Source organism: Pseudomonas sp. GW821-FHT10C09, from assembly GCF_059415465.1.
In genome coordinates this window covers 1-15104 of record NZ_JBWKNG010000016.1, presented here as the reverse complement: position 1 = coordinate 15104, position 15104 = coordinate 1, and the positions used below count along the sequence as shown (strand labels likewise).

Below are 15104 nucleotides of genomic sequence, written 5' to 3'. Positions count from 1 at the left end.
GATGAATATGCCCGCAACAAAACCGGTCACCGTGAAGGCGCCGGAACAACCGAAAACCGCGATCTCGGCCCTCTGGCGCCCGGCGCTGGTGCAAGCCTTCGTCAAGCTCGACCCACGGCAATTGCAGCGTGCGCCGGTGATGCTGGTGGTCGAACTGACCGCTGTGCTGACCACCGTGCTGTGCTTCATTCCCGACAGCGCCGTGCCGACGTTTGTCGCCGCGCAAATCGCTTTGTGGCTGTGGTTCACCGTGCTGTTCGCCAACTTCGCTGAAGCCCTGGCCGAAGGTCGCGGTAAGGCCCGCGCCGACAGCCTCAAGTCCGGCAGCGAGGGCTTGAGCGCCCGTCGCAAAACCAGCAACGGCACCTTTCAGGTAGTGCCGGCCACGAGCCTGCGAAAAGGCGATGTGGTACGCGTCGAAGCCGGGGAAATGATCCCCGGTGATGGCGAAGTGATTGAAGGCATCGCGGCGGTCAACGAAGCGGCGATTACCGGTGAATCCGCGCCGGTGATTCGTGAGTCCGGGGGCGACCGTTCGGCCGTCACCGGCAACACTCGACTGGTGTCCGACTGGCTGCTGGTGAAGATTACCGTCAACCCCGGCGAGTCGACACTGGATCGCATGATCGCCCTGGTCGAAGGCGCCAAACGCCAGAAAACGCCGAACGAAGTGGCGCTCGACATCCTGCTGATCGGCCTGACGCTGATCTTCCTGCTGGTGGTCGTGACCCTGCAACCGTTCGCCCACTTTGCCAATGGCAGCTTGCCGCTGGTGTTCCTGGTGGCGTTATTGGTCACGCTGATTCCGACCACCATTGGCGGATTGCTGTCCGCCATCGGTATCGCCGGGATGGACCGTCTGGTGCGCTTGAACGTGATCGCCAAGTCCGGTCGTGCCGTGGAAGCGGCGGGGGACGTGCATGTCCTGTTGCTGGACAAGACCGGCACCATCACTTTCGGCAACCGTCGTTGCACGGCGGTGCATCCGGCCCCGGGCGTCACCGCCAAGGAACTGGCCGAGGGCGCGTTGTTCGCCTCGCTGGCCGATGACACGGCGGAAGGCAAGTCCATCGTCGAGTACCTGCGCGGCACTCAGCCACAACCAGAACCTGCCGCCGAGTTGCTGACAGCGGTTCCGTTCAGCGCTGAAACCCGCTTGTCCGGTGTCGATTATCAGGGCCGCGTGTATCGCAAGGGCGCGGTGGATTCGTTGCTGGCCTTCGTCGGCCTCAAGCGCGCTGACCTGGCCGCATCGCTGTCCCGGGAAGTCGACAAGATTGCCCAGAGCGGCGGCACCCCGCTGCTGGTCTGCGCCGACGGCAAGTTGCTCGGTGTGATTCACCTCAAGGACGTGGTCAAACCCGGCATCCGCGAGCGTTTCGCCGAGCTGCGCAAACTGGGGATTCGCACGGTCATGGTGACCGGCGACAACCCGCTGACCGCCGCCGCGATTGCCGCCGAAGCGGGTGTCGACGATGTGTTGGCCGAAGCTACGCCGGAGAAAAAACTGGCGCGCATCCGCCACGAGCAAAACGACGGTCGCCTGGTCGCCATGTGCGGCGACGGCGCCAACGACGCCCCGGCATTGGCCCAGGCGGACGTCGGTATGGCAATGAACGACGGCACCCAAGCGGCGCGCGAAGCGGCCAACATGGTCGACCTCGACAGCGACCCGACCAAGCTGCTGGACGTGGTGCAGATCGGCAAGGAATTGCTGGTGACCCGTGGTGCGTTGACGACGTTTTCCATCGCCAACGACGTGGCCAAATACTTCGCGATTTTGCCGGCGCTGTTCGCCTCGATCTACCCGCAACTGGGCGTGCTGAATGTCATGCACCTGACCAGTCCGCAGAGCGCGATTCTGTCGGCGATTGTGTTCAACGCCTTGATCATCGTCGTGCTGATTCCATTGGCTTTGCGTGGCGTGCGAGTGCAAGCGGCGAGTGCGGCGGCGTTGCTGCGACGCAATCTGTTGATCTATGGGCTGGGCGGGATTCTGGTGCCGTTCGTGGGCATCAAGGCAATCGACATGCTGTTGACGGCGTTGCATCTGGTTTGAGCTTGAGCGGTGTGCCAGTCACACCGCCTTCGCGAGCAGGCTCGCTCCCACGTTGAAATGCATTCCCCTGTGGGAGCGAGCCTGCTCGCGAAGAACACGACACGGTCCATCTGACTGAACGCTGTATTTGTTCTGCGAATTCGAGGATTTTGAAATGTCCACAATGATACGTCCGGCCTTGAGCCTGTTGGTCCTGATGACCCTGATCACCGGCGTCGCCTACCCCTTGGTGGTCACCGGTGTCGCCCAGGTCGCGTTCCCGGATCAAGCCAATGGCAGCCTGGTGCATGACGCCGACGGCAAGGTCCGTGGCTCGTCGCTGATTGCCCAGGATTTTGTCGGTGACGCCTGGTTCCATCCACGCCCATCGGCCGGTGCGTTTGCCACCGTGTCGAGCAGCGCGAGTAACCTTTCACCGAGCAACCCGGCGTTGGCAACACGAGTAATCGACGATGCCACCAAACTGCTGGTACCGGGGCAGGGGCCTGTGCCATTGGCCATGCTGACCACCTCCGGCAGCGGCCTCGATCCGCACTTGCCACCGGCCGCGATTGCCTATCAACTGGCGCGTGTTGCCGCTGCGCGAAATCTGCCGGTGTCTACGCTCCAACAACTGCTGGACGCGCATATCGAACAGCCACTCGTTGGTCCGCCGGTGGTGAATGTGTTGGCGCTTAACATCGCGCTGGAAAACTTGTAAGTCGGTGGCGCTGCCATTCGCGAGCAGGCTCGCTCCCACAGGGAAATGCATTCCAACCGTGGGAGCGAGCCTGCTCGCGAAGACGGCCGAATAATCACCACATCAATATCTGAAAAAGAGAGCTCCAAGCATGAGTGACTCCGGCCGCGCCGACGCGTTGTTAGCAGACTTGCCCCGCGATGGCCGTGGCCGGCTCAAGGTTTTCCTCGGCGCCGCGCCCGGTGTCGGTAAAACCTACGCCATGCTGCAAGCCGCTCATACCCAACTGCGCCAGGGCGTCAAAGTCATCGCCGGCGTGGTCGAAACCCATGGCCGTGCCGAAACCGAAGCGCTGCTCGGTGGCTTGCCGCAACAGCCCTTGGTGCGCTCGGAATACCGTGGCGTGATGCTCGAAGAAATGGACCTCGACGGTCTGCTCGCAGCCAAGCCGAAACTGGTGCTGGTCGATGAATTGGCCCACAGCAATGCCCCCGGCAGCCGCCATACCAAACGCTGGCAAGACATCCAGGAATTGCTCGCCGCCGGCATCGACGTGTTCACCACGGTCAACGTCCAGCACCTCGAAAGTCTCAACGACCAAGTACGCGGCATCACCGGTGTGCAGGTGCGTGAAACCCTGCCGGACTGGGTGCTGCAAGAAGCCTACGAACTGCTGCTGATCGACCTGCCACCACGGGAATTGCTTGAGCGTTTGCGCGACGGCAAAGTCTATGTGCCGGAGCAGGCGCGAGCGGCCATCGACGCGTTTTTCACCCAGACCAACCTGACCGCCCTGCGCGAAATGGCGATGCAAACCGCTGCCGCACAGGTCGACAATGACCTGGCCCAGGGTTATCGCCAACTCGGTCAAGCAGCGCCGGCGGTACGCGGTCGTCTGTTGGTGGGGGTCGATGGCGATGCCCAGGCCGAGCGCCTGGTGCGTCACGCCAGTCGCGTCGCCCAGCGTCGGCATTTGCCGTGGAGCCTGGTGCACGTCGACAATGGCAGCGTGCGTGACGAGCAATCGCGCCTGCGTCTGCAAAGTGCCCAGCAATTGGCCGAACGCCTCGGTGGCGAAGTGGTGTTGCTGCGCGCCGGCGAAGTCGCGAAAACCCTGATTCAGCACGCCGCCGAACGCCGCGCCAGTCTGGTGCTGGTCGGCCAGTCCCGGCAGCGTTTGCGCCGACGTTTGTTCGGTGGTGGCTTGGCGTCACGCCTGTTGCGCGATGCACGCGGGCTGGAAATCAACGTCCTCGACAGTGATCACACACCGCATCAGCCGCGCCAGCGTTCGGCACAATCGCTGGTGTGGTTCGACTACGCGCTGGCGCTGGTGGCGACCATTTTGGCCAGTGCGTTGGCTTGGGGCGTGGCGAGTATTTTGCCGTTGCCCAACATATCGCTGGTGTTCCTCGCCGCGGTGCTGCTGGTGGCGGTGCGCAGCAGCCTCGGTCCGGCGCTGGCCTGTGCGGCGCTGTCGTTTCTGACCTACGACTTCCTGTTCATCCCGCCGAATTTCTCTTTCAGCATCCAGCGCGAAGAAGACGTGCTGACCTTGCTGTTCTTCCTGTTGATGGCGGCCCTTACCGGCAACCTTGCGGCGCGGCAACGCAGGCAATTGCAGGCACTGCGTGACACCCAGGAAGAGACCACTGAGTTGCTCGACCTGTCGCGCAAATTGACGGCCGCCACCGATCGCCAAGCCGTGGTCAGCGCCGCCGCCCAGCACCTCAACGGCTGGAGTGACTTGCAGTTGTGCCTGCTCAATCAAGACGGGCAGGGTGGCTGGAAAGTCGAAACCGGCGGCCCGCTGGAGTTTTCCGAAGCCGAGCGCGCGGCCGCCGATTGGGCCTGGCAACACGATCAACCGGCGGGTGCAGGCACTGGCACGTTGCCCATGGGGCGTTGGTGGTGGTGGCCGTTATCGGTGGAAGACGGGCCGTTGGCATTGATGGGCGTGTGCGCCAAAGAAGGCCAGACATTAAGCGGTCAGCGCCGGCGCTTGTTGACCGCGTTGAGCCAACCGCTGGCCCAGGCGCTGGCGCGCGCGCAACTGGCCGAAGATCTCGAAGCCGCGCGACTGCACGGCGAAACCGAGCAACTGCGCAGCGCGCTGTTGGCGTCGGTGTCCCACGATCTGCGCACGCCGCTGACATCCATGCGCGGCAGCATCGACAGTCTGTTGGCCCTCGGTGAAGCCATTCCGCTGGAGGATCGCCGCGAATTGCTCGAGGGCACGCGTGACGAAGCCGAGCGCCTGGATCGCTACATTCAGAACCTGCTGGACATGACCCGCCTCGGTCACGGCGCGCTGAAGCTGGCGCGTGATTGGGTGTCGCCGGCCGATATCGTCGGCAGTTCCCTCAACCGACTGCGCGCCGTGCTGGCGCCGTTGCAGGTCAGCACGGACGTGCCGCCGGAGTTGCCGCTGTTGTTCGTCCACGCGGCGCTGATCGAACAGGCGCTGGTCAACGTGCTGGAAAACGCCGCGCGATTTTCACCGGCGCACGGGCGTTTGCAATTGCGCGCCGGGGCAGATGACCACGAGCTGTTTTTCTCGGTGAGTGATGAGGGGCCGGGCATTCCGGAGGAGGAACGGGCGAAGATTTTCGACATGTTCTACACCGCCGCGCGCGGTGATCGGGGCGGGCAGGGCACCGGGCTGGGGCTGGCGATCTGTCAGGGCATGGTCGGAGCGCATGGCGGTCGGATCAGCGTCGCCGATGGCATTGATGGACGCGGCACATGCATCACGCTGCACTTGCCCTTGCAGGAACAACCTGCCTTTGAAAGTGAGCGCTGAAGTGAAGCCTGATACCCTTTGGACATCCCCATGCCGCGATCAGAAACCATGAGCCAGACCGCGACCATTTTGGTCATTGACGACGAACCGCAAATCCGCAAATTCCTGCGCATCAGTCTGGTCTCCCAAGGCTACAAAGTGCTGGAGGCCGGCACCGGCACCGAAGGCCTGGCGCAAGCGGCGCTGAACAAACCGGACTTGCTGGTGCTCGACCTCGGTCTGCCCGACATGGACGGCCAGCAAGTGCTGCGCGAGTTTCGTGAATGGTCGACGGTGCCGGTGCTGGTGCTGTCGGTGCGTGCGAGCGAAGGGCAGAAAGTCGAAGCACTCGATGGCGGCGCCAATGACTACGTGACCAAACCTTTTGGCATTCAGGAGTTTCTGGCTCGAGTGCGCGCTTTGTTGCGCCAGGCACCCGTCGGTGAAGCCCAGCAAGCGGCGTTGACATTCGGGCCGTTGACCGTGGACCTGGCTTATCGGCGGGTGCTGCTCGAGGGCGTCGAAGTGGCGCTGACGCGCAAGGAATACGCGGTGCTGGCGCAACTGGCGCGGCATCCGGGGCGGGTGATTACCCAGCAGCAACTGCTCAAGGATATCTGGGGGCCGACCCATACCGAGGACAGTCATTACCTGCGGATTGTGGTGGGACATTTGCGCCAGAAGCTGGCGGATGATCCGACTCAGCCGCGGTTTATCGTGACTGAGGCGGGGGTTGGGTATCGGTTGTTGAGTGAGGGTGGCCTTTAGTTCTGCGATGTCTGATCTGGCGTCTTCGCGAGCAGGCTCGCTCCCACAGTGGATATGTGTACGCTTTCCATTGTGGGAGCGAGCCTGCTCGCGAAGGGGCCCTTGGATTCATCGAGAACCTCAGGAATCCCGCTCATTCTCATACCGGTCCAGCGTATCCCGCGCAATCTCCCGCCCCAGCGCGATCAACTCCGGCGCCTTGTAAAACTCGAAAAACCGGCAAACCCTTTTCGGCACGTTGATCAGGATGTCCGGCGGATACCCGGCGATCTTGTACTGCGCCAGTGACGTTTGCATCACCTCGAAACTCTGGTTGATCAGGTCCAGCAAAGACGCCGGCCCGACGTTATCGATGATGAACGAACCGGTGGCCGACTTCGGCGCGCCTTCGCGTTCCGGGGCGGCGGCAGGTTGCTGCGCTTCAGGTTCGGCGGATTCGATCCAGGGGTTGATGTCAGCCGCTTCGGCCATCAACGCTTCCTTTTCCAGCAGCAGTAATTGTTCGGCCTGTTTACGCCGGAACGGCAACTTCGAACCCAATGAATTGATCAGGCTGTCGAAACGGCTCTTGAATGCCGGAGGGCGCTGGATAACGGGTAATTGGTAGTGACGTTGGTTGGTGGAATTGAGGTTGACCGCGATGATCAGGTCGCAATGACTCGACACCACCGGCACGATCGGTAAAGGGTTGAGGATGCCGCCATCCACCAGCATCCGGTTGCCTTGCATCACCGGGGTGAAGAGGCTGGGGATCGCCGCCGAGGCGCGCATGGCCTGGTGCAGACAACCCTCCTGGAACCAGATTTCCTGCTGGTTGGTCAGGTCCGTGGCCACGGCCGTGTAGGGAATGCGCAGGTCTTCGATATTGATCTCGCCGACGATCTTGCGGATCTGCCCGAAGACCTTCTCTCCGCGAATCGCCCCAAGCCGAAAGCTGACGTCCACCAGGCGCAACACATCGAGGTAATCCAGGCTTTCGATCCAGTTGCGATACTCGTCCAGTTTGCCTGCGGCATAAATCCCGCCAACCACCGCGCCCATGGAACAACCGGCGATGCAGGCGATGTCGTAACCACGCCGTTCGAGCTCTTCAATGACACCGATATGGGCATAGCCACGGGCTCCACCTGAGCCCAGTACCAGTGCGATACGCTTTTTCATGAATCGCCCTCGTCTGACAAGGTTCAACAATGCACCCATCAAGGGGCGGGCTCAATCGCCAAGGTCGCTCGATGGGCCGAGGGCGTCGTTTTTTCGACACTCCATGGCGGCACTTGGCTATTCTTGCCCGCGCTATAGTGAGTTTGCTTCGAGCGGCCAAGGCACTTTTCACGCGCCGGGCCGTCTTACCTGCACGACTGTTGACCTATCTTGAGGTGGTATTGATGAAAGCCTGGATTTGCGTACCTTTGATTGCGCTGGCGCTCGCCGGTTGTGCCGGCAAAACGGCTTACCGTGAAAGCTGCGGCAGCCAGATTGACGCCGCGTGGCATGAGCTAGACTTGGCCAAGGCCGAAGGTTTCGCCGGGACAGTCAGCTACTCCAAGGCCCTGTCGCTGCTGACCGGCGCCAAGACCCAGCAACAATTCGAAGCTTACGAAGGCTGCACCAGCAAAGCCGAGAAAGCGCGCTTCTATATTCGTGAGTCGCGTGCCGGTCGTTGAAGCAGTGATATAGAGGACACTCGATTCAGGGAGTAAACGATGTCTGATTTGGTTGATCGGTTGGTGGCTCATGTCCTGGGCCTTGAAGTCCGCTTGTTGGCCTGTCAGGCGCGTTTGACTGCCCGCACTGACCCTGAAGCGTTGCACGACCTGCGCACCACGGTTCGCCGTTTGCGCAGCCTCTTGCGCCCCTTGCGTGGCCTGCCCGGCGTCGAGCAGGTAGAAGTGGCGGCCTCTCGGGTCGGCGAGCTGACTACGCCGTTGCGCGATCGGGAAGTGCTGGCGGCGTATTTGCTCGAGCACGGTCAAGTCGAAGCCGCACACCGGCGCATGGCGCTGATGGCCGAGGCGTATCCGGCGGTGGCGGTCAGTCCCGAGCTGGCGCAGTTGCTGATGATCTTCGACGCCTTTCCGCGTTTTTTGCGCGCGTCCCAGCGTCAGGGTTTGCTCAAGGGCTTGCGCAAGCGCATTGAAAAACGCTTGGGCAAACAATGGAAAAAACTCGACGTTGCCTTGCACGACCCGGCCCACGACCGTCATCGCTTGCGCCTGTTGATCAAGCGTGTGCGCTACGGCATCGAGGCCTATCCCGAGCTGGACCGATTGCCGAAGGCGGCCTTGCCCCGATTGAAAGCGGCGCAGGGCGCGTTGGGGGATTGGCACGACAGTTGGCAATGGCTGGCCAGGGCGCAAGAAGAAGCTGACTTGCAGCCTTGTGTCGCGGTCTGGAAAACCACAATGGCTGACGCTGAAGCCCGCGCCGACCGTGTGCTCGACAAACTCAGCGCCCGCTGCTTCAAATCCTGAAAACACCAAGGTCAAATTGTGGGAGCGAGCCTGCTCGCTCCCACATGGGGTTGGTGTTGGATGCAGATTCGTATTCCTCGGCCATACGCGGCTCTTCTGTCAGTACTTTTGGCCGGAACAGGTGCTGTATCCACATCGCTGGCTGGTTAAGATCCTCCTCTCCTTTTCCCGTTTCCGAGGTCTTCATGCGTTTTTGCGATCTGCTCGACGCCGTCCGCCAGCAACCGCTGGAGCTGTCTATTCCGGCCGGATGGGCGCAGGGGCGGGCCAGTTTTGGTGGTTTAGTGGCGGCGTTGCAATACGAAGCCATGCGCGCAAAAGTCCCGGCAGACCGGCTGGTACGTTCGCTGGCGATTACCTTTGTCGGACCGGTCGAGCCTGAAGTGCCAGTCAGCTTTGAAGTTGATGTCTTGCGCGAAGGCAAGGCCGTCAGCCAGGTGCTGGGCCGGGCGATGCAAAAGGGGCAAGTGGTCACGTTGATTCAGGGCAGCTTCGGTGCCTCGCGGCTTTCCGAAGTGGCGATCACGGCTGAACCTGCCCCGCAAATGAAGCACTGGGACGAGTGTCAGGAATTGCCCTTCATCCCCGGCGTGATTCCGGAGTTCATGCGCCATCTGGCCATGCGCTGGGCCGTCGGAGGCATGCCGTTCACCGGCAACACTTCCCGTCAAATGGGCGGTTGGGTGCGGTTACGTGGGGATGTGAAGGAGGAGGCTGTCACCGAGTCGCATCTCCTCGCGCTGGTGGATGCTTGGCCGCCGTCCTTGTTGCCGCACCTGAAAAAAACCGCGATGGGCAGTACGCTGACCTGGACCATCGAATTCGTTCAGCCGTTGCTGGAACTGAGCACACTGGACTGGTGCAAATACCTGGTCGAAACCGAGCATGCCGCAGACGGCTATGGTCATGCGGCTGCGAAGTTGTGGAGCGCGGACGGCCGGTTGATCGCCATGAGCCGGCAGACGGTAACGATTTTCGCCTGATCAGTGCCGACGATGGCGCTCACGCCAGGCGCGCCACCAGCCGCCACTGAGGAAAAACCGCGGAAAGGTCAGGAACTGCTCGACCATCAAGCGTGATACCGCGTCTTTGCGATCACTGAATGGCTCGGCGGTTTGCGCCTCCAGGCTGTGACCGTGACGTTGCAGACCCAGCGCCGCGAACAGGCCGATCACGCCGATGGCGATGTTCAACAGGCTCAGGCTGAATACCCCGGAAACAATCAGCAGAAACGCGACGATGAACAGCGGCACGGCAATCAGGTGCAGTACCAGGTTGGTCGGGTGCTGGTGATTGTTCGGGTACGCGCGCCATTGCCAGGCGGGTAGGTTGGGGTGACGTTTGCCCATGTTGAAACTCCTCAATCCGTGTTGACCATATGATTGAAGAATAGGCGGGGGGAGGGCGGTCGGCGAATCGAGGTTGGCTATGGGGGTGATAGGTCGGGATTGATGTTGGCCGGGCTGACGCCTTCGCGAGCAGGCTCGCTCCCACAGTTGACCGAGTTCTTACAGGTGAATGCGATTAAATGTGGGAGCGAGCCTGCTCGCGAAGGGGCCCTCAGAGTTTGAGCTGCCCGATCGCCTTGCTCAACTCCCCAGCCAACGCCGCCAGTTCATGACTGGTCGTCGCTGAATTGATGGTCTGCTGCACAGTGTTCTCGGTCACATCGCGAATACTCACCACCGCCCGATTCATCTCCTCCGCCACCTGGCTTTGCTGCTCGGCCGCCACCGCAATCTGTGTATTGCTTTCACGCATCTGCGCCACGGCGCTGGTGATTTCAGCCAGCGCGGCGCCCGCTTCTTGAGCCTGCTTAACGCAGTCATCGGCCTTGAAGGAGCTTTCCTGCATGAAGTCCACCGCGTCCCGGGTTCCGGCTTGCAAGGCAGACACCATCAGGGTGATCTCGTCGGTGGAGGTCTGCACACTCTTGGCCAGATTACGCACCTCATCGGCCACCACTGCAAAGCCCCGACCCATTTCACCGGCGCGTGCCGCTTCGATGGCCGCATTCAGGGCCAGCAAATTGGTCTGCTCGGCAATGCTGTGTATCACGCCGACCACGCCGTTGATTTTCTGACTGTCCTCGGCCAAGCGTTGGATCATCTCCGCCGTTTGCTGCACACCGCTGGACAACCCGGCAATCGACTTCTGAACGCGGCTTACCACCTGCTGCCCACTGCCCGCCAATGAGTCCGCCGTTTGCGAGAGGTCGCGGGTGGCGCCAGCGTGCTGGGCGATGTGATAGACGGTGGCGGTCATTTCATTGATCGCCGTGGCGGCCTGATCGGTTTCGCTTTGCTGGCCGAGCATGCCGTGGCGCACTTCGTTCATGCTCGAAGCGAGGCGCGCGGCACCGACATCCAGTTGTCGCGCCGTGCTGGCGACGGTGTTGACCACCCGCTGGTAACCGGCCTGCATCGCGTTGAAGGCGTTGGCCATCTGCCCGACTTCGTCCTTGCAGGCCAGCGGCACACGGGCCGACAGGTCGCCGGTTTTTTCGACGTGGAGCATCACGTCTTTCAAGGTGTTGAGCTGGCTTAGCAGGAAGCGGATCAACAGTTGCGAAGCGCCCAACATCGCCAGCATCAGGATAAATACAGCCACCGCGTACTGGGCGAAGCGTTCGCCGAAGACTTGGCTCAGGCTCGGGCCAAAAGCGATCACCGCGACTTGCTGGCCGTCGGTACGGTTGATCACTTCGGCACCCATCAATGGGTTGTCGCCGAACAGCGGCAGTGGGTTGATCTCGACCCAGCCGTGGCTGTCAGTCAGTTCCAGGAGTAGCTGACCGTTCCACGATGGTGCCTGCCGTCGCCCGAAGATCAGCAAGTTGTCGGCCTCGGGCAGCGGTTGCCCGGAGGGCCAGGCACTGAGCAATCGCGCCTGCGCCTGAGCGGATACTTGTGCGGCGTGACGGCGGGCCTGTTGTTCGAGCTGCACGGCGTACAGCACCAGCAACAGCGTGGTGAAGAAGGCGACCGCGTTGACCGCCCAGAATTTGTATTTCAGCGAGATGTTGCTAAGCCAGGCACCCATGGAAGGTCTTCTCTGATAGCGGAAACAGCATTGGCAAGGTGCCAGCATTGTGCCGCTATCGAAGATTCTGAAATTGATATGAGTCAATGTGGGAGCGAGCCTGCTCGCGAAAGCGGTATGACATTCAACATTGATGTCGACTGACACAATGCTTTCGCGAGCAGGCTCGCTCCCACAGGGGGATTGTGGTTACCGGGGGATTGTGGGCAAGCCGAAAAATGCTCGTGCGCAGGCAGTGGTGTGATCCGCCAGATCCTCCACCGTTTCCCCACGATGCAACGCCACTTCCCGCAACACTTCAGTCAAATACGCCGGCTCGTTGCGACCGTTTTTCGGCTTCGGCCGCAAGCTGCGTGGCAACAGATACGGCGCATCGCTTTCCAGCATCAAACGCCCGCGTTTGATTTCCTTCACCAGCGGATGCAGGTGAGTGCCCCGGCGCTCATCGCAGATCCAGCCGGTGATACCGATGTGCAAATCCAGATCGAGGTAGCTGAACAGGGCTTTCTTTTCGCCGGTGAAGCAATGCACCACGGCGGCCGGCAATTGATCACGGTAATCACGCAGGATTTCCAACAATCGCTGACTGGCATCGCGCTCATGCAGGAACACCGGCAATTGCAACTCGACCGCCATCGCCAGGTGCTCTTCGAGAACTTTTTCCTGCTGCGGGCGTGGCGAGAAGTCACGATTGAAATCCAGCCCGCACTCGCCCACGGCCACTACGTTTGGCTCCTTGAGCAAAGTGCGCAAACGCTGCGCGCTGTCAGCGTTCCAGTCGCTGGCCGCATGCGGGTGAATGCCCGCCGTGGCGAACAGGCGTTGAGCGCTTTCGTCCAGCTGTTGGCACAGTTCCAAAGCCTGTTCGCTGCCCTCGACACTGGTGCCGGTCAGGACCAATTGGCAAACCCCTGCGGCGTACGCGCGGTCGAGTACGGCCTGGTGTTTGTCGGCAAAACTGGGGTTGGTCAGGTTGACGCCGATATCGATGAGTTGCATGGTGCTACCTCGGACCAAAGGCCGGAAAGCATATCAGAGCTGTAGATTTATAAGAAAAGCCAAGAACTACAACGAGTTAAAGCTGTCTCTTGATGCCGCGAGACAGGCCGGGGTGGCCAAGGTGCCATCACTGTGCCAGTCTTTCGCACTTTGCCAGCGCTCATGGCGCTCTGTTTCTGACGTTCGATTTCGTGATTTTTTTAGAAATCGGCCCAGTATTCTTTCCGGAGAGTGGATGACACGTCCCTCGATTTTGCTACTGTTGTGCTGTTCGTTGCTGCTGCCGATGCCGGCGGTCGCGCGTCTGGCCGGACCGCTGCAAGCCGTGCCGGCGGCCAAGGTGCGCGATCTGGCGGAAATTCGCAGCAGCCGCGTGTTGCGAGTGCTGGTCAATCAGAGCCGCAACAGCTCCGGTGAAGTCCAGGGCCAGGCCATCGGCGTGGAATACCACCGCTTGCGCGCCTTCGAGCAGTACCTCAATGGCCACGCCCGCGACGGTCAGGAAGTCACCCTCAAGATCATCCCCAAAGCCAAGGATCAACTGCTCGGCGCCTTGCAGCGCGGGGAAGGGGATCTGGTCGCGCCCGGGGAGTTGCTCGATTTGCAGCCTGGCCACGCAGTCAGCAGCAGCGAACCGATCGCCAGCAACATCCCGTTGGTGCTGGTTGGGATCAAGGGCGAGCGGCGTTACACGCGGGTCGAACAACTCGCGGGCAAGACCCTGGCGTTGCCCACCGGCAGCGCGGCCGGCGATGCCGTGAGCCAGCTCAATTCAAAACTCGCCCTGCACAAGTTGGCACCGATAAAGATCGAGTGGGTCGATCCCAGCCTGGCCGTCGAAGACGTGCTGGAAATGGTTCAGGGCGGGATCTTTCACCTGACCATCGTCGAGCAACCGATTGCCGAGCGCTGGGGCAAGATCCTGCCCAAATTGCGCTTCGACAAGCAGCTGTTGATCAGCGAGCCGGGCGAAGAGTTCTGGTTTGTGCGCCGCGATGCCTCGATGCTGCGGGCGAGCATCGATCGTTTTCTAACGACGTACAAGAAGCCGTCGGACCAGGACGTGGCGTTTCTGCGGATCTATCGCCGGCTGTACCAAGTGCACTATCCACTGGCCAAGGCCGACCGTCAGCGCCTGGAAAAACTGCGACCGGTGCTGCAGAAGCACGCCGATGCCCAAGGCATGGACTGGTTGAACCTGGCGGCGCTGGCGTTCAAGGAGTCGGCGCTGCAACCCAACGCCCGCAACGGTGGTGGCCCCACCGGCCTGATGCAAATCACCCCGTCTGCCGCCCAGCGGGTGGGGGTCAACAACATTCAGGACCTTGACGCCAACGTGCAGGCTGGGGCCAAGTACCTGGCCATGATCCGCCGCAAGTTCTTCGCCAGCCCCAAGCTCAACGAACGTGAGCGCATGGCGTTCGTGCTGGCGGCCTACAACATCGGCCCGGAGCGGGTTCAGGGCATGCGCGCCGAAGCCCGGCGACGTGGCCTGAATCCCAACCAGTGGTTTTTCCAGGTCGAGCGCATTGCCATGGAACAGGTGGGGATGGGCCCCGTCAGCTATGTTAATAGCGTGAACAAGTATTACCTGGCGTTCGATCGTGAGAGGGAGTCATTGGAGCCGCAGGGACAAAAAGTCGTCTCTCGTAAATAATCGACTAAACTGATTGTTATGTCGCAATTATTGCGTTTTTTACATTTGTTTTATCGATTAATATGGCGCCCAACGAACACACACTCACAATGGATGACACAGCATGAGTTCACTGATCAACAAGGTACTGTTTACCCGCGCCGGTTTCGGCCTGACCGCGATACGGATTGTCGTAGGGGTCATCTTCGCCGCTCATGGCGCACAGAAACTCTTCGGGATGTTTGGTGGCTACGGCATTGCCGGCACCGCGCAGTACATGGAAAGCCTCGGTCTGGCACCCGGTCACCTGATGGCGATTCTGGCCGGTGGTACCGAGTTCTTCGGTGGCCTGGCGTTGATCATCGGTCTGCTGACACGTCCGGCAGCACTGGGCCTGACCTTCCTCTCGCTGGTCGCGATTTTCTCGGTGCACATCCATAACGGCTTGTTCATGGCCAACAACGGCTATGAATTCGCCCTGGCCTTGCTGGGTGGTAGCATCGCGGTATTGATCGAAGGTGCCGGCAAGCTGTCGCTGGACCGCGCCATTACCGACTGACCGCTCTGGCTCAACGAAAAGGCCCGCATTGCGCGTAATGCTGTTCACTTAAGTATTTGAGTCTCAGCAAGGCTTCATCGAAAATCCGATGCCAGACCTCTGGCATCGG

General features: G+C 61.1%; 13 protein-coding genes. 9 read left to right on the top strand and 4 right to left on the bottom strand.

The genetic code is table 11. The features are described 5' to 3' along the window. Position 1: 1 nt before the first annotated feature. The 4 genes from kdpB to AC07N8_RS17705 all read left to right on the top strand — a co-directional run bounded on the left by kdpB (position 2) and on the right by AC07N8_RS17705 (position 6288). Entirely contained in the window at positions 2-2059 is a 2058-nt protein-coding gene (gene kdpB / locus AC07N8_RS17720; RefSeq protein WP_493145134.1) for a potassium-transporting ATPase subunit KdpB, read from the top strand. Positions 2060-2213: 154 nt separating this feature from the next. Next, a complete protein-coding gene (gene kdpC, locus AC07N8_RS17715; protein WP_493145132.1) occupies positions 2214-2759 on the top strand; it encodes a potassium-transporting ATPase subunit KdpC in 546 nt (181 codons plus the stop codon). A 130-nt stretch (positions 2760-2889) separates the two neighbouring features. Next, a complete protein-coding gene (locus AC07N8_RS17710; RefSeq protein ID WP_493145130.1) occupies positions 2890-5541 on the top strand; it encodes a DUF4118 domain-containing protein in 2652 nt (883 codons plus the stop codon). 48 nt (positions 5542-5589) lie between these two features. Next, a complete protein-coding gene (locus AC07N8_RS17705; protein ID WP_483841455.1) occupies positions 5590-6288 on the top strand; it encodes a response regulator in 699 nt (232 codons plus the stop codon). A 120-nt stretch (positions 6289-6408) separates the two neighbouring features. On the opposite strand, the gene AC07N8_RS17700 is transcribed toward AC07N8_RS17705, so the two are convergent. Then, complete coding sequence (locus tag AC07N8_RS17700) at positions 6409-7449, bottom strand: patatin-like phospholipase family protein (RefSeq protein WP_493145128.1); 1041 nt, start codon at positions 7447-7449, stop codon at positions 6409-6411. Positions 7450-7673: 224 nt separating this feature from the next. On the opposite strand from AC07N8_RS17700, the gene AC07N8_RS17695 reads away from it, so the two are divergent. The 3 genes from AC07N8_RS17695 (at position 7674) to AC07N8_RS17685 (ending at position 9742) form a co-directional block, all read left to right on the top strand. Then, positions 7674-7952 (top strand): hypothetical protein, encoded by a 279-nt coding sequence (locus tag AC07N8_RS17695; RefSeq protein ID WP_027925691.1) that lies wholly within the window; start codon positions 7674-7676, stop codon positions 7950-7952. A gap of 39 nt (positions 7953-7991) precedes the next feature. Next, positions 7992-8759: a CHAD domain-containing protein gene (locus tag AC07N8_RS17690; RefSeq protein ID WP_493145126.1), complete on the top strand. Its 768-nt coding sequence runs from the start codon at positions 7992-7994 to the stop codon at positions 8757-8759. Between the two features lie 185 nt (positions 8760-8944). Beyond that, on the top strand, positions 8945-9742 hold the full coding sequence (locus AC07N8_RS17685; protein ID WP_493145124.1) for an acyl-CoA thioesterase: 798 nt from the start codon (positions 8945-8947) through the stop codon (positions 9740-9742). Here the strand turns inward: AC07N8_RS17685 and AC07N8_RS17680 are convergent, their stop codons facing one another. The 3 genes from AC07N8_RS17680 to AC07N8_RS17670 all read right to left on the bottom strand — a co-directional run bounded on the left by AC07N8_RS17680 (position 9743) and on the right by AC07N8_RS17670 (position 12800). Then, positions 9743-10108, bottom strand: coding sequence for a terminase (locus tag AC07N8_RS17680; RefSeq protein ID WP_483841271.1), 366 nt, complete (start codon positions 10106-10108; stop codon positions 9743-9745). It lies immediately after the preceding gene. A 211-nt stretch (positions 10109-10319) separates the two neighbouring features. After that, the gene (locus AC07N8_RS17675) at positions 10320-11801 is read right to left on the bottom strand and encodes a methyl-accepting chemotaxis protein (protein WP_483841270.1); all 1482 of its coding nucleotides are present in this window, start codon (positions 11799-11801) and stop codon (positions 10320-10322) included. Positions 11802-11990: 189 nt separating this feature from the next. Next, positions 11991-12800, bottom strand: coding sequence for a TatD family hydrolase (locus AC07N8_RS17670; RefSeq protein ID WP_493145120.1), 810 nt, complete (start codon positions 12798-12800; stop codon positions 11991-11993). A 235-nt stretch (positions 12801-13035) separates the two neighbouring features. On the opposite strand from AC07N8_RS17670, the gene AC07N8_RS17665 reads away from it, so the two are divergent. Next, the gene (locus AC07N8_RS17665; RefSeq protein ID WP_483841268.1) at positions 13036-14457 is read left to right on the top strand and encodes an MltF family protein; all 1422 of its coding nucleotides are present in this window, start codon (positions 13036-13038) and stop codon (positions 14455-14457) included. Positions 14458-14560: 103 nt separating this feature from the next. After that, a complete protein-coding gene (locus AC07N8_RS17660; RefSeq protein WP_123432655.1) occupies positions 14561-14995 on the top strand; it encodes a DoxX family protein in 435 nt (144 codons plus the stop codon). Positions 14996-15104: the final 109 nt, after the last annotated feature.

Excerpts from the sequence above, each read along its gene's own strand:
- kdpB (WP_493145134.1), top strand. The coding sequence starts at position 2 with ATGAATATGCCCGCAACAAAACCGGTCACCGTGAAGGCGCCGGAACAA.
- kdpC (WP_493145132.1), top strand. The coding sequence starts at position 2,214 with ATGTCCACAATGATACGTCCGGCCTTGAGCCTGTTGGTCCTGATGACC.
- AC07N8_RS17710 (WP_493145130.1), top strand. The coding sequence starts at position 2,890 with ATGAGTGACTCCGGCCGCGCCGACGCGTTGTTAGCAGACTTGCCCCGC.
- AC07N8_RS17705 (WP_483841455.1), top strand. The coding sequence starts at position 5,590 with ATGAGCCAGACCGCGACCATTTTGGTCATTGACGACGAACCGCAAATC.
- AC07N8_RS17700 (WP_493145128.1), bottom strand. The coding sequence starts at position 7,449 with ATGAAAAAGCGTATCGCACTGGTACTGGGCTCAGGTGGAGCCCGTGGC.
- AC07N8_RS17695 (WP_027925691.1), top strand. The coding sequence starts at position 7,674 with ATGAAAGCCTGGATTTGCGTACCTTTGATTGCGCTGGCGCTCGCCGGT.
- AC07N8_RS17690 (WP_493145126.1), top strand. The coding sequence starts at position 7,992 with ATGTCTGATTTGGTTGATCGGTTGGTGGCTCATGTCCTGGGCCTTGAA.
- AC07N8_RS17685 (WP_493145124.1), top strand. The coding sequence starts at position 8,945 with ATGCGTTTTTGCGATCTGCTCGACGCCGTCCGCCAGCAACCGCTGGAG.
- AC07N8_RS17680 (WP_483841271.1), bottom strand. The coding sequence starts at position 10,108 with ATGGGCAAACGTCACCCCAACCTACCCGCCTGGCAATGGCGCGCGTAC.
- AC07N8_RS17675 (WP_483841270.1), bottom strand. The coding sequence starts at position 11,801 with ATGGGTGCCTGGCTTAGCAACATCTCGCTGAAATACAAATTCTGGGCG.
- AC07N8_RS17670 (WP_493145120.1), bottom strand. The coding sequence starts at position 12,800 with ATGCAACTCATCGATATCGGCGTCAACCTGACCAACCCCAGTTTTGCC.
- AC07N8_RS17665 (WP_483841268.1), top strand. The coding sequence starts at position 13,036 with ATGACACGTCCCTCGATTTTGCTACTGTTGTGCTGTTCGTTGCTGCTG.
- AC07N8_RS17660 (WP_123432655.1), top strand. The coding sequence starts at position 14,561 with ATGAGTTCACTGATCAACAAGGTACTGTTTACCCGCGCCGGTTTCGGC.